This is a genomic window from Halomonas sp. HL-93 (genome assembly GCF_900086985.1).
Taxonomy (GTDB): Bacteria; Pseudomonadota; Gammaproteobacteria; order Pseudomonadales; family Halomonadaceae; genus Vreelandella.
Genome location: NZ_LT593974.1, coordinates 2,336,932 through 2,359,663, shown reverse-complemented (window position 1 = coordinate 2,359,663; position 22,732 = coordinate 2,336,932). Strand labels below are relative to the sequence as shown.

Annotated in this window: 24 protein-coding genes and 1 pseudogene; 21 read left to right on the top strand and 4 right to left on the bottom strand. The window is 54.5% G+C overall.

Translation table 11 applies throughout. The annotated features are described in order from the left end of the window. Positions 1-27 precede the first annotated feature (27 nt). The 13 genes and pseudogenes from nrdF to GA0071314_RS10895 all read left to right on the top strand — a co-directional run bounded on the left by nrdF (position 28) and on the right by GA0071314_RS10895 (position 10,100). Positions 28-999 carry a class 1b ribonucleoside-diphosphate reductase subunit beta gene (gene nrdF / locus GA0071314_RS10955; protein WP_074396674.1) on the top strand — a complete coding sequence of 324 codons (972 nt, stop codon included), beginning with the start codon at positions 28-30 and terminating at the stop codon, positions 997-999. A 152-nt stretch (positions 1,000-1,151) separates the two neighbouring features. Next, positions 1,152-1,382 (top strand): annotated as a pseudogene (locus tag GA0071314_RS19980) (HNH endonuclease); the annotation flags it as partial. Next, entirely contained in the window at positions 1,382-1,768 is a 387-nt protein-coding gene (locus tag GA0071314_RS10945; protein ID WP_074396672.1) for a hypothetical protein, read from the top strand. The pseudogene GA0071314_RS19980 and the gene GA0071314_RS10945, both read left to right, overlap by 1 nt. Before the next feature lie 767 nt (positions 1,769-2,535). Beyond that, complete coding sequence (locus tag GA0071314_RS10940) at positions 2,536-3,033, top strand: hypothetical protein (protein WP_074396671.1); 498 nt, start codon at positions 2,536-2,538, stop codon at positions 3,031-3,033. Positions 3,034-3,049: 16 nt separating this feature from the next. Next, positions 3,050-3,532: a hypothetical protein gene (locus GA0071314_RS19505; protein WP_156524113.1), complete on the top strand. Its 483-nt coding sequence runs from the start codon at positions 3,050-3,052 to the stop codon at positions 3,530-3,532. A gap of 124 nt (positions 3,533-3,656) precedes the next feature. Then, positions 3,657-4,268, top strand: coding sequence for a hypothetical protein (locus GA0071314_RS10930; protein ID WP_156524112.1), 612 nt, complete (start codon positions 3,657-3,659; stop codon positions 4,266-4,268). 235 nt (positions 4,269-4,503) lie between these two features. Further along, positions 4,504-4,902 (top strand): NUDIX hydrolase, encoded by a 399-nt coding sequence (locus GA0071314_RS10925; protein WP_074396669.1) that lies wholly within the window; start codon positions 4,504-4,506, stop codon positions 4,900-4,902. A gap of 242 nt (positions 4,903-5,144) precedes the next feature. Further along, a complete protein-coding gene (locus tag GA0071314_RS10920) occupies positions 5,145-5,924 on the top strand; it encodes a DUF3450 domain-containing protein (protein ID WP_074396668.1) in 780 nt (259 codons plus the stop codon). 2 nt (positions 5,925-5,926) lie between these two features. Further along, positions 5,927-7,288, top strand: a complete 1,362-nt coding sequence (locus tag GA0071314_RS10915; protein WP_231896445.1) for a MotA/TolQ/ExbB proton channel family protein — start codon at positions 5,927-5,929, stop codon at positions 7,286-7,288. Between the two features lies 1 nt (position 7,289). Next, entirely contained in the window at positions 7,290-7,832 is a 543-nt protein-coding gene (locus tag GA0071314_RS10910) for a MotA/TolQ/ExbB proton channel family protein (protein WP_074396667.1), read from the top strand. Next, positions 7,825-8,232 (top strand): ExbD/TolR family protein, encoded by a 408-nt coding sequence (locus GA0071314_RS10905; protein WP_074396666.1) that lies wholly within the window; start codon positions 7,825-7,827, stop codon positions 8,230-8,232. Before GA0071314_RS10910 ends, GA0071314_RS10905 begins: the two co-directional genes overlap by 8 nt. Beyond that, a complete protein-coding gene (locus tag GA0071314_RS10900) occupies positions 8,229-8,975 on the top strand; it encodes an energy transducer TonB (RefSeq protein ID WP_074396665.1) in 747 nt (248 codons plus the stop codon). The genes GA0071314_RS10905 and GA0071314_RS10900 overlap by 4 nt, the downstream gene beginning before the upstream one ends. A gap of 15 nt (positions 8,976-8,990) precedes the next feature. Then, entirely contained in the window at positions 8,991-10,100 is a 1,110-nt protein-coding gene (locus GA0071314_RS10895) for a tetratricopeptide repeat protein (protein WP_331710452.1), read from the top strand. Between the two features lie 48 nt (positions 10,101-10,148). On the opposite strand, the gene xthA is transcribed toward GA0071314_RS10895, so the two are convergent. Then, positions 10,149-10,982 carry an exodeoxyribonuclease III gene (gene xthA / locus GA0071314_RS10890; protein WP_074396663.1) on the bottom strand — a complete coding sequence of 278 codons (834 nt, stop codon included), beginning with the start codon at positions 10,980-10,982 and terminating at the stop codon, positions 10,149-10,151. Beyond that, entirely contained in the window at positions 10,982-11,230 is a 249-nt protein-coding gene (locus GA0071314_RS10885) for a hypothetical protein (RefSeq protein WP_074396662.1), read from the bottom strand. The genes xthA and GA0071314_RS10885 overlap by 1 nt, the downstream gene beginning before the upstream one ends. A 145-nt stretch (positions 11,231-11,375) precedes the next feature. Between GA0071314_RS10885 and rhlB the strand changes: the two genes are divergently transcribed. Both rhlB and dinG read left to right on the top strand, forming a co-directional pair. After that, entirely contained in the window at positions 11,376-12,650 is a 1,275-nt protein-coding gene (rhlB, locus tag GA0071314_RS10880) for an ATP-dependent RNA helicase RhlB (RefSeq protein ID WP_074396661.1), read from the top strand. A 5-nt stretch (positions 12,651-12,655) separates the two neighbouring features. After that, a complete protein-coding gene (gene dinG, locus GA0071314_RS10875) occupies positions 12,656-14,785 on the top strand; it encodes an ATP-dependent DNA helicase DinG (RefSeq protein ID WP_074396660.1) in 2,130 nt (709 codons plus the stop codon). 46 nt (positions 14,786-14,831) lie between these two features. On the opposite strand, the gene GA0071314_RS10870 is transcribed toward dinG, so the two are convergent. Next, on the bottom strand, positions 14,832-15,908 hold the full coding sequence (locus GA0071314_RS10870; protein WP_074396659.1) for a 3-deoxy-7-phosphoheptulonate synthase: 1,077 nt from the start codon (positions 15,906-15,908) through the stop codon (positions 14,832-14,834). A 328-nt stretch (positions 15,909-16,236) separates the two neighbouring features. Here GA0071314_RS10870 and rpoE point away from each other — a divergent pair, with 328 nt between their 5' ends. Then, entirely contained in the window at positions 16,237-16,836 is a 600-nt protein-coding gene (gene rpoE / locus GA0071314_RS10865) for an RNA polymerase sigma factor RpoE (protein ID WP_074396658.1), read from the top strand. A gap of 17 nt (positions 16,837-16,853) precedes the next feature. Here rpoE and GA0071314_RS19500 read toward each other — a convergent pair whose 3' ends face one another. Further along, positions 16,854-16,994, bottom strand: coding sequence for a hypothetical protein (locus GA0071314_RS19500; protein WP_156524111.1), 141 nt, complete (start codon positions 16,992-16,994; stop codon positions 16,854-16,856). Between the two features lie 35 nt (positions 16,995-17,029). Here GA0071314_RS19500 and GA0071314_RS10860 point away from each other — a divergent pair, with 35 nt between their 5' ends. From GA0071314_RS10860 to lepB, 5 genes are all read left to right on the top strand, one after another. Further along, a complete protein-coding gene (locus GA0071314_RS10860; protein WP_074396657.1) occupies positions 17,030-17,782 on the top strand; it encodes a sigma-E factor negative regulatory protein in 753 nt (250 codons plus the stop codon). Positions 17,783-17,936: 154 nt separating this feature from the next. Next, a complete protein-coding gene (locus GA0071314_RS10855; RefSeq protein WP_074396656.1) occupies positions 17,937-18,392 on the top strand; it encodes a SoxR reducing system RseC family protein in 456 nt (151 codons plus the stop codon). A 61-nt stretch (positions 18,393-18,453) separates the two neighbouring features. After that, positions 18,454-19,863, top strand: coding sequence for a DegQ family serine endoprotease (locus tag GA0071314_RS10850; protein WP_074396655.1), 1,410 nt, complete (start codon positions 18,454-18,456; stop codon positions 19,861-19,863). Positions 19,864-20,052: 189 nt separating this feature from the next. After that, positions 20,053-21,867, top strand: coding sequence for a translation elongation factor 4 (gene lepA / locus GA0071314_RS10845; protein ID WP_074396654.1), 1,815 nt, complete (start codon positions 20,053-20,055; stop codon positions 21,865-21,867). 15 nt (positions 21,868-21,882) lie between these two features. Continuing rightward, complete coding sequence (gene lepB / locus GA0071314_RS10840) at positions 21,883-22,677, top strand: signal peptidase I (protein ID WP_074396653.1); 795 nt, start codon at positions 21,883-21,885, stop codon at positions 22,675-22,677. Positions 22,678-22,732: the final 55 nt, after the last annotated feature.

Here is a 22,732-nt window from a genome sequence, read left to right as displayed (position 1 = left end):
TATAACGACTTCGAAGAGAGTGATGATATGACCAGCATGCAACGTTTATCGCGGGTGGACGCGATTAACTGGAACCGCCTTCAGGACGATAAAGATCTTGAAGTGTGGAACCGCCTGACCAGCAACTTCTGGCTGCCGGAAAAAGTCCCGCTGTCCAATGATATCCAGTCGTGGAATACGCTGACGGCCAAAGAAAAGCAGCTGACCATTCGCGTGTTTACCGGGTTGACGCTGCTGGATACCATCCAGAGCAGTGTCGGCGCGCCGGTACTTATGGAAGATGCACGCACCCCCCATGAAGAAGCGGTCTACACCAATATTGCCTTTATGGAATCGGTCCACGCGCGCTCCTACAGCTCGATCTTTTCGACGCTGTGCACTACCCGCGATGTGGACGACGCCTTTCGCTGGAGCGAAGAAAATCCCATGCTGCAGGCGAAATCGGAGCTGATTCTCGGCCGCTATCGCTCAGACGACCCGCTAATGCGCAAGGTCGCCAGCGTCTTCCTGGAGTCGTTCCTGTTTTACTCCGGCTTCTACCTACCGATGTACTGGTCCAGCCACGCCAAATTGACCAACACGGCCGACCTGATCCGCCTGATCATCCGCGACGAAGCGGTGCACGGCTATTATATCGGCTACAAGTTCCAGCAGGACTTGGCTGAGGCAACACCGGCGCGTCAGCAGGAAGTCAAAGACTACGCTTACGAGCTGCTGCTGGAGCTTTACGATAACGAAGTCCGCTATACCGAGTCGCTGTACGACGAAGTAGGGCTGACCGAAGACGTCAAGAAGTTCCTTCACTACAATGCCAACAAGGCGCTGATGAATCTCGGTTTTGAGCCGCTTTTCCCCAGCAGCGAAACGGATGTCGACCCCACGATCATGGCGGCGCTATCTCCCAACGCCGACGAAAACCATGACTTCTTCTCAGGCTCGGGGTCTTCCTATGTAATCGGCAAGGCTGTGGCCACTGAGGATGATGATTGGGCTTTCTAGACAATCATTGAGCATAAAACCTAATAAAAAACGGGAGCCCTAGCGGCTCCCGTTTTTTTGTAGCTGGCTATAAGAGAATAACCTCTTTTTGACAGTCATTCAGCCTCGGTACTCGACTCCCTGGCGCTGATTTTCAGGCAGCCAGTTATCAGGCGCAAATGAGGATAGCGACAAGAGACCTTATAGCGCAGATTCAGAATAACCCTCAATTGAGGTCATTATTTACTGATCAGCAGCTACAGGCAATTCAATCTGGGAACGCCAAAATTCCAGATTATACTTGGTACCACCATCAAGACAGAGGGTGTATGCAACTCGTTAGGGAAAGAGTTCATAGAGAAACAGGTCACATAGGCGGTGAAGCTTTGTCAGGAGGTAAATAATGACACGTAACTTTCGACTTGAGAAAAATGACAGCGATGATATTGGTTTCGCGAAAGCAAGCTTGGTTTCAGGTGTCTTAAAGTTCAGCGAATTTAAGCAATGGCTTTATTATGTCATCGAGCATCAAGATCAAGTTCCTGCATATTTTTGGGATATCTTAGATATCGAGAATAAGTTTGACTTCAAACCCTTTTCAGTAATGGGGTTCAATCCTTCTTGGGAGCATACAGAGTCCGAAAGTGATGCTCTAGATGGAATTGGGTACAGACGATGGAATGATTTTTTAAGCGATGCGGTGCCACGTGAAGTGGCGCTGCAAGAACTCGATAGGAACCCACACGTTGAGAAACGTTTTAGAGAAACGTTCCCGTTCATTGATTGGTAACTTTGGATTCGGCGGTCCAAGTGCTAAATGTAGCGCTTGGCTTAATTTTTAATAATTGGTTGCTATAACTGAAGTTCTGGGGCTTGGCACAATAATTCGTCATAGCCAAATGGCGTGATGTCCCTTTGATTCGGTGGCGACATCGGACTCTTGATCGCCTAGGAGCACGAGTGCTCCCGACGTCGGCAGGTCAAAATTGCTAACAGGCCTAAAGCTTGAGATCAATCGGCCGATAGCTATATCAATTAGGCGCTTACGACGGTTTCTAGATGCTGACAGCCTTGTGGCAATCATTGCTCACACGATATACCCATGAGGCTTAAGCGATATAGAAAGTGGTGCAATGGACGCAGTGCAACAGGGAATTACCGGTTGCTCTTCACAGTCAGTCGGCCAAGAGGCAGCCGGAAGAGTCTGCAGGTTGCTCCGCCATTTCTTGCGCCCTTTGGTGTTGGTCGGGACTGGTATGCTGCACTCGGTCGAAGGGCACTGCGCCATCAGCATGAGCGTGAACTCGCAGGCTTATTTTCGCTTGTCGTTTTCCGTGGTGGAACTTGACTGGCTGTCCGAAAAGGAATCGTTGTGTTCATCATCCAGATAGGGTCTGGCAGTTAAATGTGCCGGCTAACTGATGATTGGCCCTGGTCTACTGTTGGAGATAGAGGGGAGTGCGTTAGAAGTTTAGCGGAAGCAGCTAGCGACTAGGAAGTGTAGATAGCTGAGTATAAATACGTTGGTTCTTTTGTTAAGAGAAGGGGAGAAGCAGGATGCTTAAGAAAGTGGGGGGCATGCTAATGTTGTTCAGTGGTATTGCGGGGTGCGTGTCTGCACCCTATGAGGGTGTGCCTGAGAATACACCGCCAGATCAGTTTGCTCGAATCATGGTTCCTTCTACGACATATAAAGAGCGTCTCCAGGATCCGGGAGGGCCGGTAATCGCGTGTGTTGATGGAGAGTTTATTGAAAGCAGCTTAGGTCTGACCTCGACAACAAAAGAAGCCAAAGTTTCAACAGGTGTTCGCTACATAGGAATATTATATCAAAGATATGTATATAATGTTGGGACGTATCGAGCATACACGCCTGTGTGGGTGGATGCTAAAGGGGGCGATATTTACCTGATACGACATGATACTCAAGGCAGTAGAGTGAGGATATGGCTTGAAGATCAGGAAACTGGGGAAGAGGTTGGAGGGGTTCCTGGATCAGAGACTGTACAGGGAGAGCCAGGCAAGCGTTGTATTGCAGGTGAATCGGTAGGATAAGTCAGGGGAATATATAATGAAAAGGGCTGTACTTTTTATGACGCTTCTTTTTCTTCAAGGCTGTACGTCTATAGGTGTTTACAAGTCTTACGAAGGGGAGCTTTCTACAGCTGAGCGTGCATATCTTAGGGGAAATGTTAATAGTGCTTCGGAGTCATGTGAGGTCGGTGAGCCTATTGTGCTTTTTTCTGCCATTGACGGAAGGCCAACTCCGCGCTTTATGACTTCTTATACTAATGGGTGCCAATATCCATCTGAGGCTTTCTTGAGGCCTGGAAAAAGAAATGTCCAAGCTCTTTATAGTTATGGAAGCTCGCCTAGATATTTGTATTCATGCTTTGTCGCCGAGGCAGGAAAAGAATATAAGACAGAGGTTGTCGTGCGTGGATATAGTGCCCACCTGCTTGTCCTGGAAGTTAGATCTCAAGAAGGTCAGGAAAGCTACACACCGGCCCAGTGGTGTCATCCAATTAGTAATAATGCCACAACAGAAAGTTAAATTTTCGAAGCTGTATAAAGTCATATTGCGAAAATTAGAAAAGGGGTGTCAGGTGTAGAAAGGGATCACAATATTCATCTTAGGCTTCATGTTGGTCGGCTGTGCTAGCACCAAAACAGTCCCCATGGATACCGCTAAGGTAGAGCAGACGTCACCAGCCTCGATCACAATATCCAGTCGTGAAAAACCTAGCTTTGCTGCCATGACAGCAGGGAAAGCCATGGTGGGCGGGCTGGTGGGTGTTGCAGCAATGATGATATCAGGCAATAACATCGTTGAAGAGAACGAGATCGAGGATCCAGCTGGCCATATAAGCAGTGGCTTGGCGGCGTCACTTGCTGAGCGGCTTGGTATAGAGCAAGTTGAGGAAAACGGAGTTGTGACCAAGGAATCTGGGGTGGCAGGCTTGTCAAGAGACTATGCGTCTAGCGACTTGCTGGTAGATGTTGAAACCCTGGGCTGGGGTTTTTCCTACTATCCTTTCGCCATGAGAACCTACCATGTGCCATATTCCGCAAAGCTTAAGGTGATTGATACGCGATCGATGCAGGCAGTGGCTGAAGCCCATTGTCACAGGCAGCCGGATAAGACCGATGACTCACCGAGCCATGCTGAGCTATTAGCAAACGGTGCCGAGCGACTCAAGCGGGAGCTCAGGGCCGTTGCGGACTCATGCATGCGGGAGTTCGAGAACAAGATATATCCGCGAAATAAGCAGATGCTAAGCGAAGCCTAGCCTGTTCGGTTGCCGGTGCTTTGCACCGGCAACCACTTTGATGCCAAAAAAGCGGCGACTGAAGTCGCCGCCTTCTTTAGAAACTCCACCGGCTCCGCCATCCAAAGCACGATGTTAGCCGCCCCGGAGCTAGCCTGCAGCCGACTAATCCTTAACTGGCGCTTGCAAACTCTGTCTCGCTTGGTGGAAACAGTACGAGTAGCATTGGATATTATCAGTGCACCAAGGAGAAAGTATGCCAACCAACCCAGCTAACGTATTGGAAATAGCGGCTGCCGTGGTGAGCGACCCGGATGGTCGCTTGTTGTTGGTGCGTAAGCACAATACGTCTATTTATATGCAACCAGGTGGCAAGATTGATGCGGGTGAGACCGCGCTTGAGGCACTATCCCGTGAGCTGAAAGAAGAGCTGGGCCTGCATATTAATCAGGATCAACTGATCCCCATGGGCGTACACACCGCTCCAGCAGCCAATGAGCCGGGTGTGATGCTGGAAGCGCATTTGTTCAGTTTGGTGATTGACGAGCCGGTCGAGGCCGCTGCTGAAATTGCCGAAGCCAGGTGGGTGACCCGTGAAGAGGCTTGGCAACTTCCGCTAGCCCCTCTGACGAAAGCGTACGTCGTGGTCCATTAGCAAAACACGTTTGACATTATGGTGTTAGCCCATCACTAACATTGATGATATCGGGAGCCCTAGCGGCTCCCGTTTTGTTTGGTAGCAAGCTAAATTTATTTAAACGCTAATGATAAATATTGTCATTTATTTTGTGGATGGTAGGCTATGCGCAGTCGATATGAAACGCAAATCGTTCTTATATTTGAAGTGTCCTATATAAAGGCAGTGTGACTGCCGGTGAACAGTGACGGAGAGTCGATGTGCTGAACAAGCCTTTCTTTGCCATAGGTGGGTGCTGGCTAGCGTGCATGCTCGTCAGCAGCACGCTAGCGGCAAGTGACGAGACGCTCGATCAAGCGGGCGAAAGTGTCGATGCCCAGCGCATTCAAGCCGAACTTCAGCAGCAGATAGATGACTCGGACGACGAAACGCGGGCAGCTTTGGAAGAGCTGCGCGAGCGTGAGCGCGAAACAAGGCAGCTTGAGTCGCAGAATGCGTCGCTAACGGGTCAATTGGCTGAGGAAGCCGAACGTCAGGTCCGGTTAGCGTCCGCGCTTGATACCCTTGCCGATACGCGCGCCGCGCTGCCGGATATCGAACAAAACATGCAAACGCAGCTAACTCAATGGATCGAACGCGACCTGCCGTTTCTTAAAGAACAGCGGCTTGCACGCGTTGAAACGCTGAAAAATGACGAAGGCGCTGAGCCTGCCGAGCGAATCGAAGGCATGCTCGATATCTGGCGCACAGAGTTGGATTACGGCCGTGAAATGGATACCTGGCGGGGGCGCTTGCAGCTTGACGATGACCAGCAGCTGGAAGTGGACTTCTTGCGCATTGGGCGCATCGGTTTTTACTACCTGACCCCCGATGGCCGTCAGGGCGGTGTATGGAATGCCCAGGACGATGAGTGGCAGCCACTCAGTTCGCGGCAGGTTCAGCAGGTGCGCAACGGGCTTCGTATGGCGGAAGATCAACGCGCGCCGGACCTATTAACGTTGCCGCTATCCATCACCGTCTCAGCCGATCAGGGAGAGTAGCCATGATACGCGACATGAAAAAAAGCTATCGTGGCGTAGCGGTAGCACTTCTGATGGGGCTGATGAGCATTAGCCCGCTGGCGAGCGCTCAGTCGCAAGACGCCACGTCGTTGCGTGAAGCCCGCGAAGCCGCTGAGGTCCGCGACCAGCAACGCTTGATTAACTTGCTTGACGACCAAGCCTCGCTGGAAGACGCGCTCGACCAAGCACGGACACGTCAGCAAGCCGCGCAGGAGCGCAACGAAGCGTTACAGGCTCAGGAGACAGCGCAGTCAGTGGAGGCGGAGCGCCTCTCCGCGCGTCAATCTGAGCAAGGTGAGGCGTTGAGCAACCTGCTGGCCGCGCTCAATGAACATAGCAGCGAGGTGCGCAACGCTTTGGGCGATGACAGTTGGCTGACCCTGAATGAAGAAGCGTTGCCGCCACGACTCAGCGATGTCGATGTTCTGGAGCGTGAGGTTCTTGAAGATGTCGTCGATAGCCTGGCGAAGCTCACGCAAAATACCGGCAGTGCTGAGCGGTTGGAGCGCCCGGTGGCCGATGCCAATGGCGAAGTTTCAACCCAGACCATCGTGCGGCTGGGTGACTTTGCTGCGTTCACAGAGTCTGATCTGCTGCGTCAGGACGATGAAGGGCATTTGGCCGTATTGCCCCGCACCCCGGCAGAAGTAGCCGATTATTTGGCGGATTATCATCAGGGTGAGACACGCGTGTTCGCGATGGACCCAACCCAAGACAGCGTTATCGATGCCTTGGCGCAGCGTCCCACCCTTATGGAGCGTTTTCATCAAGGCGGGTACGTGGGCTATGTCGTGGTCGCGTTGGGTGGCATAGGGTTGCTGGTTGCCATGCTGCAATACCTGTACCTGCTGGTTACCAGCCAGCGGGTGAATCGTCAGCTTAAACATCCCGACCAGCTGCAGGCGAACAACCCCCTTGGTCGCGTCCTGTTGCGCTTTGAAGAGATGGACAAACACCAGACGCCGGAAGCGCTGGAAGCCAGGCTGGATGAGGCGGTGCTGGCCGAGCTACCCCGTCTCGAGCGTGGCCAACCGATTGTCAAACTGCTCGCCGCCATTGCGCCGTTGCTAGGACTGCTGGGGACGGTGACCGGTATGATCGTCACCTTCCAGGCGATCACGGTGTTTGGCACTGGCGACCCGCAATTTATGGCCGGCGGGATTAGCCAGGCACTGGTAACCACTGTGCTCGGCCTGATTACCGCGGTGCCGCTGCTGTTTGCGCAAACCGCACTGTCTAGCCGTAGCCGCTATCTCACTCACGTCATTGAAGGGCAGGCAAGCGCAACGCTGGCGGACCATTTGGAAGCCCATCAGCCTGCCCATGCCTCACCGGTGACCTGATATGTTCACAGTTCCCCTTTGGCTTGAGCCTGTTGAGCGGCTGATGAATGCGGGCGGCGTCGTGCTGGTGGTGCTGGCCGTGGTAGCGCTGCTGGTATTTGGCATGGCCATTGAGCGCTTCTGGTTCTATCGCATCACCTGGCGGCGAGCGCGGCGCCAGCTCATTAAACGCTGGGCCAAGCGAGATGATCACCAAAGCTGGAGCGCCCGCACATTGCGTAACGTTTGGACGGAAGATCTTGTGGTCCGCCTGCGTCGCCCGCTGCCCTGGTTAAAGCTATTGGTCGCGCTATGTCCACTGTTCGGCCTTCTGGGTACCGTCACGGGCATGATCGGCGTCTTCGATAGCCTTTCGTTAAGTGATACGCACCAGGCGCGGGCAATGGCTGATGGCGTGGCGAGAGCAACGCTGCCCACCCTGACCGGCATGGCAATCGCCGTGGTGGGCCTACTGTTTATTAGCCGCCTGGAACATATTATTCGACGCGAAGATCAGCGGTTGCACGACCGGATGGCGCGGGCACTGGAGGAAAATGATGCGTAGACGACGTTCGATGGAAAGCGCCGCAGAAAATAACGAGGTGAACCTCACGCCCATGCTCGACGTGGTGTTCATCATGCTGATTTTCTTTATTGTCACCACCAGCTTTATTAAAGAAAGCGGCATTGAAATAAACCGTCCGGAGTCGAGTGACGCGAGCCCCAGGCCTGATGCCCAGGTATTGGTCGCGGTTTCACCCGAAGGTGCGGTCTGGGTGGATGGTCGCGCCATCGACGCCCACCGGGTGGGTGAAGAGGTGGCGGGCATGATCAGCGATGATGGTTCGGTGGTTATTCAGGCTGATCGTGAGTCAACCACTGGGCTGCTGATTGAGGTCATGGACCGTCTACAGGAGGCAGGCGTAGACCAAGTCGCGGTGGCGGCCAACCGGAGCGGCCAATGATGCGCCAAGCGGTATCATTGATCGTCGGTGGGGTGTTGGCCATTGGTCTGTTTTGGCTGCTGGCGTTACTGGTTGCACCACCGGAGGATCCAGTCGAGCCCCCCGAAGAAACCGTCTCCATGGATATGGTCGAAGCACCGGAAGAAGCGCCGCAGGAAGAAACACCGCCGCCGGAGACCAACCAGGCAGCAACGCCGGCCCCCTCGGCTCCCATGCCGACGCCCGAGCCGCCGCCGGTGGCTGATAGTGCGATCGAGATGCCGGAAGTTGACCTGCCCGAGACACCCGAAGAGCCGGTGGAAATGGACAGTGAACTGCCGGAAATGACCGAAGCAGAGCCGGAGCCCGAACCTGAGCCGGAACCGGAACCGGAACCAGAGCCGACAGAGACAGCGGAGGCAGAAAGTGAGGCGGAGCCCTCTGATGCCGAGCGGGAAGCAGCGCCAGAAGCTGAGCCGACTGAGTCCGATGAGCCGGTGAATGTTGGCGAAGCCGCCCCGACCAACCGGGTCAATCCGACATATCCTGCGCGTGCCCAGCGTCGCGGCATGGAAGGCTATGTTGAGGTGTCGTTTACCATTCGTCGTGACGGCAGCGTTGAGGGTTCTTCGATCCGCGTTACCGACGCCCAACCACGCCGCGTATTTGATGATGCGGCCCGTGAAGCGATTGGGGAATGGCAATTCGAGCCTAGTGATCGGCTGCGCAACGCCACCCAGCGTATCGAGTTTCAACTGCGCTAACGACTTTATTGAGGTATGACCATGCGTTTATGGTGGTGCATCTGTTTACTAGGTCTATGGACGTCGCTAGCGCATGCTAGTCCTGCGCTGCCCAGCGATGTCATTGACGACCTGAACCGTTTGCAAACGCAGCTACGCGAGCAGCAATACGCTAGCGTGGTGAGTCAAGCCACTCAGCAGGCAGAGCGCTTGCGGGCTGGCAACGATGCTGATCGATGGGCGAGTGCGCTTTATCAGCAGTTGGCAGCTAACGCGCTGGCGCGCCAAGACGAGCCGAGTGCTGCGGCTGACCGGCTGGCACAAGCACGTGAACTGAGCGGTGAAGAGCAAGCTCAGGCCGCTCGCTGGCTGCGAGAAGAAGCGTCGTTACGCCGCGCGGCGGGCCAGGCGGATCGGGCGACCGAGTTGCTTTCCAGCGCCTTGCAGTCCCAGGCCGGCCAGGATGCAAGTAGCCAACGGCAAGAGCGTTGGAAGCTGACCCGTTGGTTAGCTAATGATCAGCGCTGGCAAGAGGCGGCTGAATGGCTTGAGCGTAGCCTTAGTCAGACCTCTGAACCCGATGAAGCCCAGCGCAGATTGGCGTTGGCGATCTATCAACGCACCCAGCAAACCGATCAAGCGCTCGACTTTTTGTTACGCGGGCTCAACGAACAGAGTGATATTGATAGCTGGCGTCAGGCCGCTGCTCTTGCGCAGCAGTCTGGCCAACCGGGTGTCGCCGCGGCGTTGTGGGATACCGCTTGGCAGTTGGATAAGCTAGATGAAGACGATGACCGGTGGCAACTGATACGCCTGCACATGGCGGGCGGTACGCCGGCGAGAGCGGCGGAATATCTTGAGCACTGGCTTGCAGAAGGTGAAGTAGTGCGGGATGAAGCTACCCTTCGCTTGTTGGCGAACGCCTGGCATCAGGCAAGGGATAAGACCCAAGCGCTGGATGCCTGGCAGGCATTAGCGACGTTGAGTGAGGATGGCGGCGACTGGCGGCAATATGGTCAACTAGCCTTTGCCTGGGGGCAGGATGAGCGCGCCGAGAAGGCGCTGTCGCGGGCTCATACATTGGGCGATGAGCAAGCCGCTGAATGGCTGGCGACGCTTGAGCAGTCGCCTCACCATTCACCTTAGCCTGGTCGCGATAACATGGCCGCCTTACCTGGAGGTTATGCGCGCTGGCTAATCGGAAGACGCCAGCGTGAGTGAAAAGTCGCTCCAAGTGGGTGCGTGATCAGACGGGCGTTGCATACCGCGCAGCGCATAGTCGATCCCGGCGGCAGTGACGCAGTCGGCCAGCGGCTGGGTCACCAGAATATAGTCGATGCGTAGTCCGCGTTTGGGCTCGCGGTCAAAGCCTTTGGAGCGATAATCAAACCAGCTAAACCACTCGGCGTCCGCTGGATAACAAAGCCGGTAGCTATCATGCAATCCCCAGGCTTTAATGCCTTCAAGCCACTTCCGCTCGATGGGCTGGAAGCTGGTTTTACCCTCGCGCAGCCAGCGCTTGCGATTGGCTTCACCGATGCCAATATCCTGGTCTTCCGGCGAGATGTTGAAGTCGCCCATTACGGCAACCCGCTCATCAGGGTGGTGCTGCTCGCTAAGCAGGCGCGCCAACTGCTGGTAAAAGCGCGTTTTGTGGGGGAACTTAGTGGGATGGGTAACATTTTCCCCTTGGGGGAAATAGCCGTTCCAAACGGTGACGGGATCGCCGTCCTCGGTCAATAGCTTGACGCCAATCATGCGACGCTGAGCGTCTTCCTCATCGTCTGGGAAACCGTAAAATACCGCTTGGGGCTTTTGGCGGCAAAGCATCGCGACGCCATAGTGTCCTTTCTGCCCGTAGTAGAAAACGTGGTAACCCATGGCCTCTACATCGGCGAGTGGAAACTCACTATCTTGTACTTTGGTCTCTTGAAGCCCGATAATATCGGGCTTTTGTGTATCAATAAGAGCCTGTAGCTGATGAAGCCGCGCTCGAATGCCATTAATGTTGAATGAAACAAGGCGCATCAGGAGCGGTCTCCCGGCGGGTTGTCCGTATCTTTGTCTGGGTGAATGGCAATATCCTGGCCACTCTGCTGGCGAGCCAGCTTACGCACCGCCTGCAATTTGCGTTGCTGCTGTTTTTTAGCCACAAAGCGACGTGATGACGTCACTTGATCGGGGTTATCATGGCGCCACTTTTTAAAGTCTTTACGCCGACCAGTACGGATGGTGACTTTATCCGCCAGCGAACGGGTCTTTTTTTTACGCGTCATATCGCGCTCCTTGGTTCGGTAATAGGCCTATTCTAGCAGCCTAGCGACCTCCTTCGACAGCAGGGCGCGCTCTTATTGCCAAGCCCTGGTACAATGCGCACGTCAAGATGCCTAACATCCACAGCAATGGACAGATACATAGCCTATGAGCGAGTCGGAACAGACCACAGCATCGGCCCAGAACCGTAAGCCAAAACGTCGTCGTCGGAAACCGCGTCGTCGCCAGTCGAACTGGGATCTTCGTCAGTTTCAGGTGCCTGCCGTGGCTGGCAAGTGGCGCTTTCATGACTTTGATCTGCCGCTGCCGTTAATGCGCGCGATTCATGCCCAAGGGTTTGAATACTGCACGCCTATTCAGGCAGAGGCGCTGCGCCACACGTTGTTGGGCGGTGATATCGTCGGCAAGGCACAAACCGGTACGGGCAAAACCGCTGCGTTTTTGATCTCAGCGCTGGCCTATTTCCTGGAAGAGCCAACCCCGGACGGCCAGAAGCCAGGGGCGCCGCGGGCGCTGATTATTGCCCCTACCCGCGAGTTGGCACTGCAGATCGAGAAAGATGCCAAGGCCCTTGCCCGCTTTACCAAGCTCAACGTGGCAAGCGTTGTGGGCGGGATGGACTATCAAAAGCAGCGCGATAGTCTAGGCAAAAAAATCGATCTCCTAGTCGCGACTCCTGGGCGGCTACTCGATTTTCACCAGAAGCGTGATATCGACCTTTCCGAAGTGGAAGTGCTGGTGCTGGATGAAGCCGATCGTATGCTGTCGATGGGCTTTATTCCCGACGTGAAGCGGATCATCCGCTACACGCCCAAGAAAGAAGAGCGTCAGACGTTTCTTTTCTCGGCGACGTTCACCGAGGATATTCTCAACCTGGCCAGTCAATGGACGATGGACCCGGCCCACGTTGAGATCGAAGTGACCGTGGAGAACCAGGCCGATATCGACCAGCGGGTTTATATGGTTTCTGACGATGACAAGCAGCGTCTGCTGGTCAAGCTGTTGGAGCAGGAAAGCTTCGAGCGTGTGATGGTGTTTGGCAATCGCCGCGATCTGGTGCGCAAACTTGACGACCTGCTTAAAAAGGCCGGCGTGAGTGCCGCCATGCTGTCTGGTGATGTGCCGCAGAACCAACGCATCAAAACCCTTGAGAGCTTCCGTGAAGGCGATATTCAAGTGCTTGTCGCCACCGATGTAGCGGGCCGCGGCATTCATATTGAAGACGTCAGCCACGTCATCAATTACACGCTGCCTGAAGATCCGGAAGACTATGTCCACCGTATTGGGCGTACTGGCCGGGCTGGTGCAAAAGGCGTTTCAATTAGCTTTGTGGGTGAAGAAGATGCTTTCTCCCTGCCGGAGATTGAGCGCTATATCAACGACAAGCTTCCCTGCGAACACCCGCCGGAAGGTATGCTCTAAGCCGCATGCTAGATACTGGCCTTAAAAGCGAAATTCAGGACGCTTACCGTCGCGTGGTGGAAAACCTTGAGTTGACTCCACGCTACGGTCAGCGGCTGATGATTGCCGAGATTGCCCGCACGCTGGGTGATATCGAAAGTGATGGCGACGGCAAGCGCACAAGCGACAGTCATGTGTGTGTGCTTGAGGCTGGCACGGGGACAGGCAAAACCCTGGCTTATCTAATCGCCTCGCTGCCCATCGCCAAAGCGCGTGGCAAGCGACTGATTGTCTCGACCGCAACGGTCGCGCTTCAGGAGCAGGTGCTAAACCACGACCTGCCGTCTCTTGCGAACCATAGCGGTTTGGCATTTCGCTACGCGCTGGCTAAAGGGCGCGGGCGCTACGTATGCGTTGCGCGGCTTGATCAAGCGTTGGAAGGGACCGAGCCAAATCCCACGCTGTCGCTGTTCGAGCAGTCTTTACAGGCACAAAGCAGTGATTTTAGCCTGATTGCCAGCGATATGGCTGAGGCTTACGGTCAGGGGGAGTGGGAAGGCGATCGCGATAACTGGCCGCATCCGATTGACGATGCCCACTGGCGGCGTTTGACCGTCGATCATCGTCAGTGTACCGGGCGACGCTGCGGCCATTTTGGTGCCTGTGCGTTTTTCCGTTCTCGCCGGGAATTGGAAAACGCCGACGTCATTGTGGCCAACCATGACTTGGTGCTGGCCGATCTGGCGCTGGGCGGCGGGGCCATCTTGCCGGACCCAGCCGACTGCATCTTTGTGTTTGACGAAGGCCATCATCTGCCCGATAAGGCGCTATCGCATTTTGCTCATCGCTTCGCTATCAATGGCTGTTTACGCTGGCTTAAAACCCTCAAAAGCAGCTTGACCGACCTGCATCAAGGGCTTGCCGTCCAACCGACGATTGCTCGGTTGCTCGCCGGTTTGCCCGAGCTTATCCATGCCCTGGAGCCGGCGTTGGGCGATGTGTTCAGCATGGGGCATCAGCTTGCAGGGCGCGCGAATGGGTTGGCTGACGAAGAAAGCACGCTTCAGTCACGGTTTGAAAAGGGCCAAATTCCCGATGCGCTGCACGAGCAGGCCGAGCAATTGGTGGTGATGTTTGCCACGCTGTCGCGCAGCCTTGAAAGTATCAGCGATATTTTGCGCGAAAGCCTCGACCCGGATAAGCAAACCGGCCTTGAGCGCGAGCAGGCGGAAGCCTGGCTGCCATTGGTGGCGCTGCTTCACGGTCGGGCACTGGAGGCTCATGCGCTATGGCAGGCGTTCAGCGAGCGCGATGCCGCTAATGCGCCGCCTAGCGCGCGCTGGATCACGCTAAGCCGTGTCGCGGGAGAGCCGGAACTTGAATTTTCGGCAAGCCCGGTATCCGCCGCGCATACCTTGGCGAAACACTTGTGGGGGCGCTGCCATGGCGCTGTGGTCACATCTGCCACGCTCACGGCGCTGGGGCGTTTCGAGCGGCTTCAGGAGCGAGCGGGGCTGGCCAATCGCTACCGTTATCAGGCGCTGCCCAGTCCGTTTGATTACGCCAACGCTGTATTAAGCGTGCCCAAGGAGGCGACTGATCCAAGCGATCGAGAAGCCCACGAAAAAGCCATCGTCGATTTCGTGACAAAGCTGGCGGATCGTGAGGCGGCGCTGGTGTTGTTCTCATCGCGTGCACAGCTGCGCGGGGTCGAGAAAGCGCTGAGCGAATCGGTCAAGGAGCGCGTACTGGCCCAAGACGCCTTGCCCAAGCGCGAGTTGATCGAGCGCCATCGCGCGGCGGTGGATAGCGGTAAAGGCAGTATTATTTTCGGCTTGGCGAGTTTTGCCGAGGGCATCGACTTGCCAGGGGACTATCTTACGCATGTTGTCATCACCCGGTTGCCGTTTGCGGTGCCGGATGACCCGGTGGGAGCAACGCTCGCCGAGTGGATTGAGAGTCAGGGCGGTAATCCATTTATGCGCATCAGTGTGCCAGACGCATCAATCAAGCTGGTGCAGGCCTGTGGTCGGCTGATCCGCAAGGAGAGTGATACAGGCACTATTACGCTATTGGATAAGCGCGTTATCACGCGTCGCTACGGTCAGGCGTTGCTGGATGCGTTGCCACCTTTCCGGCGAGAAATCGCCTTATGACTTCACGCTCGCCCACTGCGCAGGTCGCAGTGGGCGATAGGGGAAGCTACGACCGGCGGCGTTTTTTTAGCACCGGCGCGAGCTTGTCATTCATGCGGGTAAACGTTTCAACGGTTGTTGGCCAATCAATGCAGGCATCGGTTATCGAAACGCCGTATTGAAGCTCGTTAATATCGGTAGGGACTTTTTGATTGCCCCAGCCAATGTTGGATTCCACCATGAGACCGACAATGGAGGTATTACCTTCGAGTATCTGGTTGGTCACGTTTTCGAGGACCAATGGCTGTAGTGCAGGGTCCTTGTTCGAGTTGGCGTGAGAGCAATCGATCATAATGTTGGCGGAAAGGCTGGCTTTTTTGAGTTCCTGTTCGGCCAAGGCGACACTGACGCTATCATAGTTGGGTTTGCCGTTGCCGCCGCGTAGGACGACGTGTCCATAGCCGTTGCCACGGGTACGAATAATGGCAACTTGGCCTGACTGGTTAATGCCCAGAAAATTGTGCGGGTGGGCAACGGACTGTAAGGCATTGATGGCCACATCCAGGCTGCCATCGGTGCCGTTTTTGAAGCCCACAGGCGAAGAGAGGCCTGATGCCATCTCGCGGTGGGTCTGCGACTCGGTGGTGCGGGCGCCAATCGCCGACCAGCTAATGCAGTCCTGCAGGTACTGTGGCGAGATCGGGTCGAGCGCCTCAGTTGCCAGCGGCAAGCCGATCTCGGCAAGATCTACCAACAGTTTGCGCGCGATATGCAGGCCTTCATCGATTTCAAAGGAGTCGTTAAGATGAGGATCGTTAATGAGACCTTTCCAGCCCACCGTAGTGCGGGGTTTTTCGAAATACACTCGCATCACGATGTAAAGGCTGTCGCTGACTTGGTCGGCGAGGGTGCGCAGACGCCTGGCATAATCCAGGGCGGCGTCGACATCATGAATAGAGCAAGGGCCAACCACCATCAATAAGCGTGGGTCGCTACCGTCCAGGATACGCTGAATGGTGTGGCGGCCCTCAATGACGGTGCGCTCGGCAGCTTCGGTAAGCGGCACATCTTGCTTAAGGGCTTCAGGGGTAGTGAGCACGTCCTGGGCAAGGACGTTAAGGTTGTTGACCTGCTGATCTGACATTGTGCTACCTGTGCATGCGTAATGGGCGACTAAAGACGCCTACTATCGCTTGTCGACGCAGTAAAAATCAATTGTTGTGGAACTTAACAATGATAAATGAAGTCAGCCGCTGGGTTTTGAGCAAGGGGGTAAACGCTTGATGCGCCGTGTAGAACGCGTAACACTTAGCCAATAATCGGCGATCACGTTACAGTACCGTTTTATGTCATCCGTATAATTAACCAATGCCCAAGGAACGCTATGTTGCTTGCTGTTAATGCCCAGTGTATCGGGTTAAAAGGAAGAGTAGTGCTCGGTGATCACTGCCCGAGTGAGAGGGGGCGCGTGAATGAGCACTCGTGAAACAGATCAACAGCTCGTTGAGCGTGCTCAAAAAGGCGACACCCGCGCATTTGATCTGCTGGTAAAAAAATATCAGCACAAAATTATTGGCTTGATTGGGCGCTACGTGCATGACCACGCCGAGGTCCACGATGTTGCTCAGGAGGCCTTCATAAAAGCCTATCGGGCACTGGGAAAGTTTCGCGCTGAAAGTGCTTTTTACACCTGGATGTATCGAATCGCGATCAATACCGCAAAAAATCATCTTGTGTCGCGCGGGCGTCGCCCGCCAGGTAGCGACCTGGATATTGTCGATGCCGAAATTATCGATCAAAGCGGTCGCTTGGCCGATTCCGAGTCGCCTGAGGCCGCTATTGCGCGGGATCAGTTGGAGGCCGCTGTGTATGAGGCAATCGAAAAGTTACCGGATGATTTACGCACTGCAATTACGCTGCGCGAGTTGGACGGGCTGGCATACGAAGATATTGCGCAGGTTATGCAGTGTCCCGTGGGCACGGTGCGTTCACGTATTTTCAGGGCGCGCGAAGCCGTTGACGAACATATTCGACCTTTAGTGACCACGGCACGGAACAGTCGAGAAGATTAATGGTCAATGGGGGTACGTTAAAAGCGTGATGGCGAAAAACTACGGATGACCGTGAACTGTTTGGTGGCATCACCGTCAAAGCCATTACATTCCCAATGGGAAGCTATAGTGAAGTTGCCGGTGAATGCCAGCGTAGACGCAATACGTACGATGGCCATTAGCGCTTCTTCTCAACAGTGTGAGGGTGTGAAGTATGAGTCAAAACACACGGGAATCACTTTCGATATTGATGGATAGTGAAAGTGATGAGCTAGAGTTGCGCCGAGTGTTGAAGGCACTACCGAACGATGACGATGCCGCTGAAACGTGGCGACGCTATCATTTGGCTCGTAGCATGATGCGTCGTGAACGTGATGTGGATGTCAGCGTTGACCTCTCTGCTGGTGTCATGGCTCGTTTGCAAGATGAGCCCGCTCCAGCGCTGGACGATGCGACTGCACATAGCCGTACGGGTAATGTGTCATTTGTGCGCGGGGCAGGCGTTGCAGCGGCGGTATCGCTGATGGTGCTCACCGGCGTGCAGTTCTTCGGCAATAGCAGTGGAACGTCACAGTCGCAGCAGGGGGGTGGAGTGGCTTCAAGCTCCGAATCGACGACATCTAATCAGGTGCAGCCGGTAAACCTCGCGTCCACACCGTCTGTTACCAATAGCCAATCAGCAGGCACTCAGCAGGGCGAAATGCCCATGTTCGAGCAAACCCCTTTTAGGATGAGTGGGCAAGGATCGGGAAATGGCCTGATGAACGTTAGTGAAGGCGGCTTCTCCGGTTCAGGTCAGCAGCAAAGCGTATCGGCTCAGCAGGGTACTAATATCGATGTTGAGCAACTTCGCATGCTGCAGTCTTATCTTGAGCAGCAGACTCAAGGTTCGGCAGGGGGCCAAAACGATCAATGGTCACCTTTGATGCATTCATCCGGTGCTACAGAGCCTTTGGGGCAACGCTGATCAGCCCGGCTAGTTAGCGATAGGACAATTATACAAATGGACGTTGGAAAGAGGTGCCCTCTATTTCAACGTCCATTTTTTATGGTCGTAAACAATACAACGGTTGTTAACCACTTAATCAGCGCTCTTAAGAAGCAGTGTGGGAGTCAATGTTGTGTCGGTAGCATCAAATGAAGCATTTATTAAGCGCCAAGGACGAGTCGTGGGCTACCACGCGCATGGAGTTATCGTCGAAGTCGCGGCCTCGCCTGGCTGCATGCAATGTGCTAAAGGTCAAGGCTGTGGGGCAGGGCTGCTTGAACGCCGACCTGCCTGGCAGGTGTCGGTAGATACGCGGCTGCCGCGCGACAATGATGACGAGCTGGCACTGAATAGCGAGGTAACGTTGGTGATGCTTAAGGCTTCCATGACACGTTTAGCGTGGCTGGTCTACGGATTGCCGCTCTTAATGGCCTTGGCTATCGCTGGGTTATTTGGCACGCTCAGCGATGAGATGTGGCTTGCACCGAGTCTTTTCTTCAGCGTCTTGATTAGTGGCATGATAGGCCTTAAATACGCGTTAGGTCGGCGTGCGGAGCACTTCCGTCCGCGGTTGGCTGATGCATCTTGATCGGTGGCTCACGGTGAGCTGCATTGATTGGCTTGATGGTGTTTTCAGTAGGAGCTCTTGCATGAAGCGCTTAAACTTTCCCTCTGCGTTGTGGATGTGTTTTGTATTGCTGCTCTTTGTGGCGCAAAGCGCCCAAGCACAAAACCTGCCGGATTTTACCGACCTCGTTGAGGACGCCGCTCCCGGGGTGGTGAATATTTCTACCAGCCGAACGGTGCAGCGCGGCGGGCCCTCCTTTGATAACTTCGGTGGTCAGGAAATGCCGGAGATTTTTCGTCACTTCTTTGGCGATAGCTTCCCCGCGCCGCCAGGAGGGGGGCAGGGGCGCAGCGAAGAGCGTCAATCACTGGGCTCTGGTTTCATTATTAGCGAAGATGGCTACGTGATGACCAACGCGCACGTGGTGCAGGACGCCGATGAAATTCTCGTTCGTTTGAACGATCGGCGCGAGTTAACCGCTGAGCTAATCGGCAGTGACCCACAAACCGATGTAGCACTGCTTAAGGTCGATGCGGATGCTCTACCCACCTTGAATCTGGGAGATTCGGATGAGCTTCGTGTAGGTGAATGGGTCGCCGCCATAGGCTCGCCATTTGGCTTTGATCATTCGGTGACGGCGGGTATTGTCAGCGCGATTAATAGAACGCTCCCGCGCGATGCCTATGTGCCGTTCATCCAAACCGATGTGGCGATCAATCCGGGTAATTCAGGTGGTCCATTGTTTAACCTCGATGGCGAGGTCATCGGTATTAACTCGCAGATTTTTACGCGTAGCGGTGGGTTTATGGGAGTTTCATTCGCCATCCCGATTAACGTTGCGTTGGATGTGGCCGATCAGCTTCGCGAAGATGGACACGTTAACCGTGGCTGGTTGGGAGTCATGATTCAGCCGGTGTCGCGTGATTTGGCTGAATCATTTGGCATGGAAGAGGCTGAAGGCGCGTTGATCGCCGATTTGGATCCTGATGGCCCCGCAGCAAAAGGCGGTCTTAAAGCTGGTGATGTCATCCTGGAAGTTAACGGTGAAACCGTGGATCGCTCGAGCAGCCTACCGCGTCTGATTGGCCGGGTGGCGCCGGGAGATGAAGTGGATCTACGGCTAATGCGTGATGGTGAAGAACGTAGTGAAGCCGTAGAGCTAGGTAGTTGGCCTGATGCCGAAGGGGCGCCCGCTTCATCATCTAGCGATAGCCAAGTGCGCCTTGGTGTTTCGGTTGCTGAAATAGACCAGGAAACCCAAGAGCAGCTTGATCTGCAAGGTGGCGTAATAGTGCGTGAAGTTGAGCCCGACAGCGTGGCGGCTCGCGCTGGTCTTCGCGCAGGCGATGTGCTGGTTAGTTTGGATCATCGCAGCTTATCGTCACCCGAAGAGTTGCGCCGCATCGTTGAAGAGTTGCCCACTGATCGAGCGATACCCTTGCGTCTCTATCGCGATGGCCGCTCGCTTTTCGTAGCGCTGCGTTTTGAATAATTGAATTAGCGTTTCTCCGTCAGGCAGTCCGCCGTCAACATCGGTGGGCTGCCGTTTTTTTGCCCTGATTTTTGTACATAGCACCAAGACCGTCGTAACGGTACAATGGCTACAAATTTTGATGCGCACCGCAAGGACTGATGGTTTGTCTTGCCTGAGTGCGTACTCCAAGCGGATTAAAAACGGCCAATGACCAGCGAAAACCCAAGCAAGCTAACACATATACGTAACTTCTCGATCATTGCCCATATCGATCACGGCAAGTCCACGCTTTCAGACCGGTTAATTCAAACCTGCGGTGGTTTAACTGAGCGTGAATTGAAAGAACAAGTGCTTGATTCCATGGATATCGAGCGCGAGCGTGGCATTACCATTAAAGCGCAATCGGTGACGTTGGACTATACCGCCCCTGACGGCCAGGTATATCAACTCAACTTCATCGACACGCCTGGGCACGTGGATTTTTCTTATGAAGTGTCGCGCTCGCTATATGCCTGCGAAGGCGCCCTATTGGTTGTGGACGCTGCCCAGGGCGTTGAAGCACAGTCAGTGGCCAACTGTTATACCGCCGTCGAGCAGGGCCTGGAAGTATTACCGGTGCTCAATAAAATCGATTTGCCCCAAGCGGATCCCGACCGGGTAGCTCAGGAAATCGAAGAGATTATTGGCATTGATGCCACCGATGCCTGCCAAGTCTCAGCGAAAAGCGGGATTGGCATCGACGCGCTGTTAGAGCGCTTAGTGCGTGATATCCCTCCCCCGAAAGGTGACCCTGACGCCCCTTTGCAAGCGCTTATTATCGATTCTTGGTTCGATAACTACTTGGGTGTCGTCTCTTTAGTCCGCCTGTTCGACGGTACGCTGCGCAAAGGCGATAAGATCCGCATCAATTCCACCGGGCGGGACTGGAACTCCACAGAAGTCGGGATTTTTACGCCGCTGCGCAAACAGACCAATATCTTACGCGCGGGAGAAGTTGGTTTCATTGTGGCGGGTATTAAAGACATCCACGGTGCGCCGGTGGGGGATACGATTACCCACACTAAAACGCCCGATGTGCCGCGACTGCCAGGCTTTCAGAAGGTCAAACCTCAAGTATATGCGGGTATGTTCCCGGTCAGTGCCGATGACTACGAAGAATTCCGCGATGCGCTCGAGAAGCTGGCGCTTAACGATGCGTCGCTTGAATACGAGCCCGAAAACTCAGATGCGCTGGGCTTTGGTTTTCGCGTGGGCTTTCTGGGCACGCTTCACATGGAGATCATTCAAGAACGCCTGGAGCGCGAATACGACCTAGACTTGCTGACCACCGCGCCGACCGTGGTCTATGAGCTGGCCATGAAAAATGGCGATCTCAACTACGTCTCGAACCCCTCCAAACTGCCTGATATGGCAGATGTCGAGCACATGCGCGAGCCAGTGGTGCGAGCCAGCATCCTCGTGCCCCAGGAATTCGTCGGCAATGTAATTGCCGAGTGTGAACAACGCCGTGGCACTCAGTTGGATATGCAGTTTCTCGGCAATCAGATCCAGTTGACTTACGAATTACCCATGTCTGAAGTCGTGATGGACTTCTTTGATCGACTGAAGTCTATTTCACGTGGCTATGCCTCGCTTGAATATAATTTTGAACGCTTTGAGGCAGCCCAGTTAGTTCGCCTGGACGTGTTGATTAACGGTGATAAAGTAGATGCCCTAGCAGTGATTATTCACCGTGATCACGCTCACACGCGTGGCCGCCTGCTGGTGGAGAAAATGAAAGAGTTAATCCCCCGGCAAATGTTTGATGTCGCGATCCAGGCGGCTATTGGTGGCCAGGTAGTGGCTCGCTCCACCGTCAAGGCGCTGCGCAAGAACGTGACCGCTAAATGTTATGGCGGTGATGTCAGCCGTAAGAAAAAACTGCTAGAGAAACAGAAAGCTGGTAAGAAACGTATGAAGCAGGTCGGTCGGGTGGAAATCCCCCAGGATGCCTTCCTTGCTGTACTCAAGGTTAACGATTAGGGACGACTTCCACCCATGGATTTTGCATTACTGCTGGTACTTGCCGTCGCGCTTTCTGGCGTTATCTATTTGCTCGATGTGGTCTGGTTACGCCCCAAACGGCGTGAGCGGGTTGCCCACGCCGATGCGAATACCGTAGAGGGACTCGATCAGGCGACGCGTGACAAGCTGCTTAAAGAGCCGTGGCCCGTCGATTACTCACGCTCTTTCTTTCCGGTATTGCTGGTAGTGCTGGTGGTGCGTAGCTTTGTCGTCGAGCCGTTTCAAATTCCCTCTGGCTCAATGCGGCCAACGCTTGAAGTGGGTGATTTCATACTGGTCAACAAATTTGCCTACGGGCTACGTTTGCCGGTCATCAATACACGCTTTCTTGAGGTCGATGACCCTGAACGTGGCGATGTAATGGTGTTTCGTTTTCCCGAAGAGCCTTCGGTTAACTTCATTAAGCGCGTAGTCGGGCTGCCCGGCGACCGTATTCGTTATGAAGACAAGCAGCTTTATGTCAACGGCGAAGCGGTGCCCAAAGAGCTGATGGAAGAAGATGTTTCTCAGCAGCTATTGCTTGAAGAGCGTTTAGGTGAAATTGAACACTATATTTATAACAATCCCCGGGATTCTGGGCCGCAAATGCGTGAAGTTGAAGTGCCTGAAGGCCACTACTTCACCATGGGTGACAACCGTGATCACTCCAACGACAGCCGCTACTGGGGGTTTGTGCCTGAGGAAAATATTGTCGGGCGCGCCTTTGCCGTATGGATGCACTGGGACGGTGGGCTGCCAAGCTTTACCGACGTGCGCCGCATTGAGTGATAAGGCCAACCGTTATGTATAGTCATTATTTTTTAGTCAACGTCAACGACGTAGG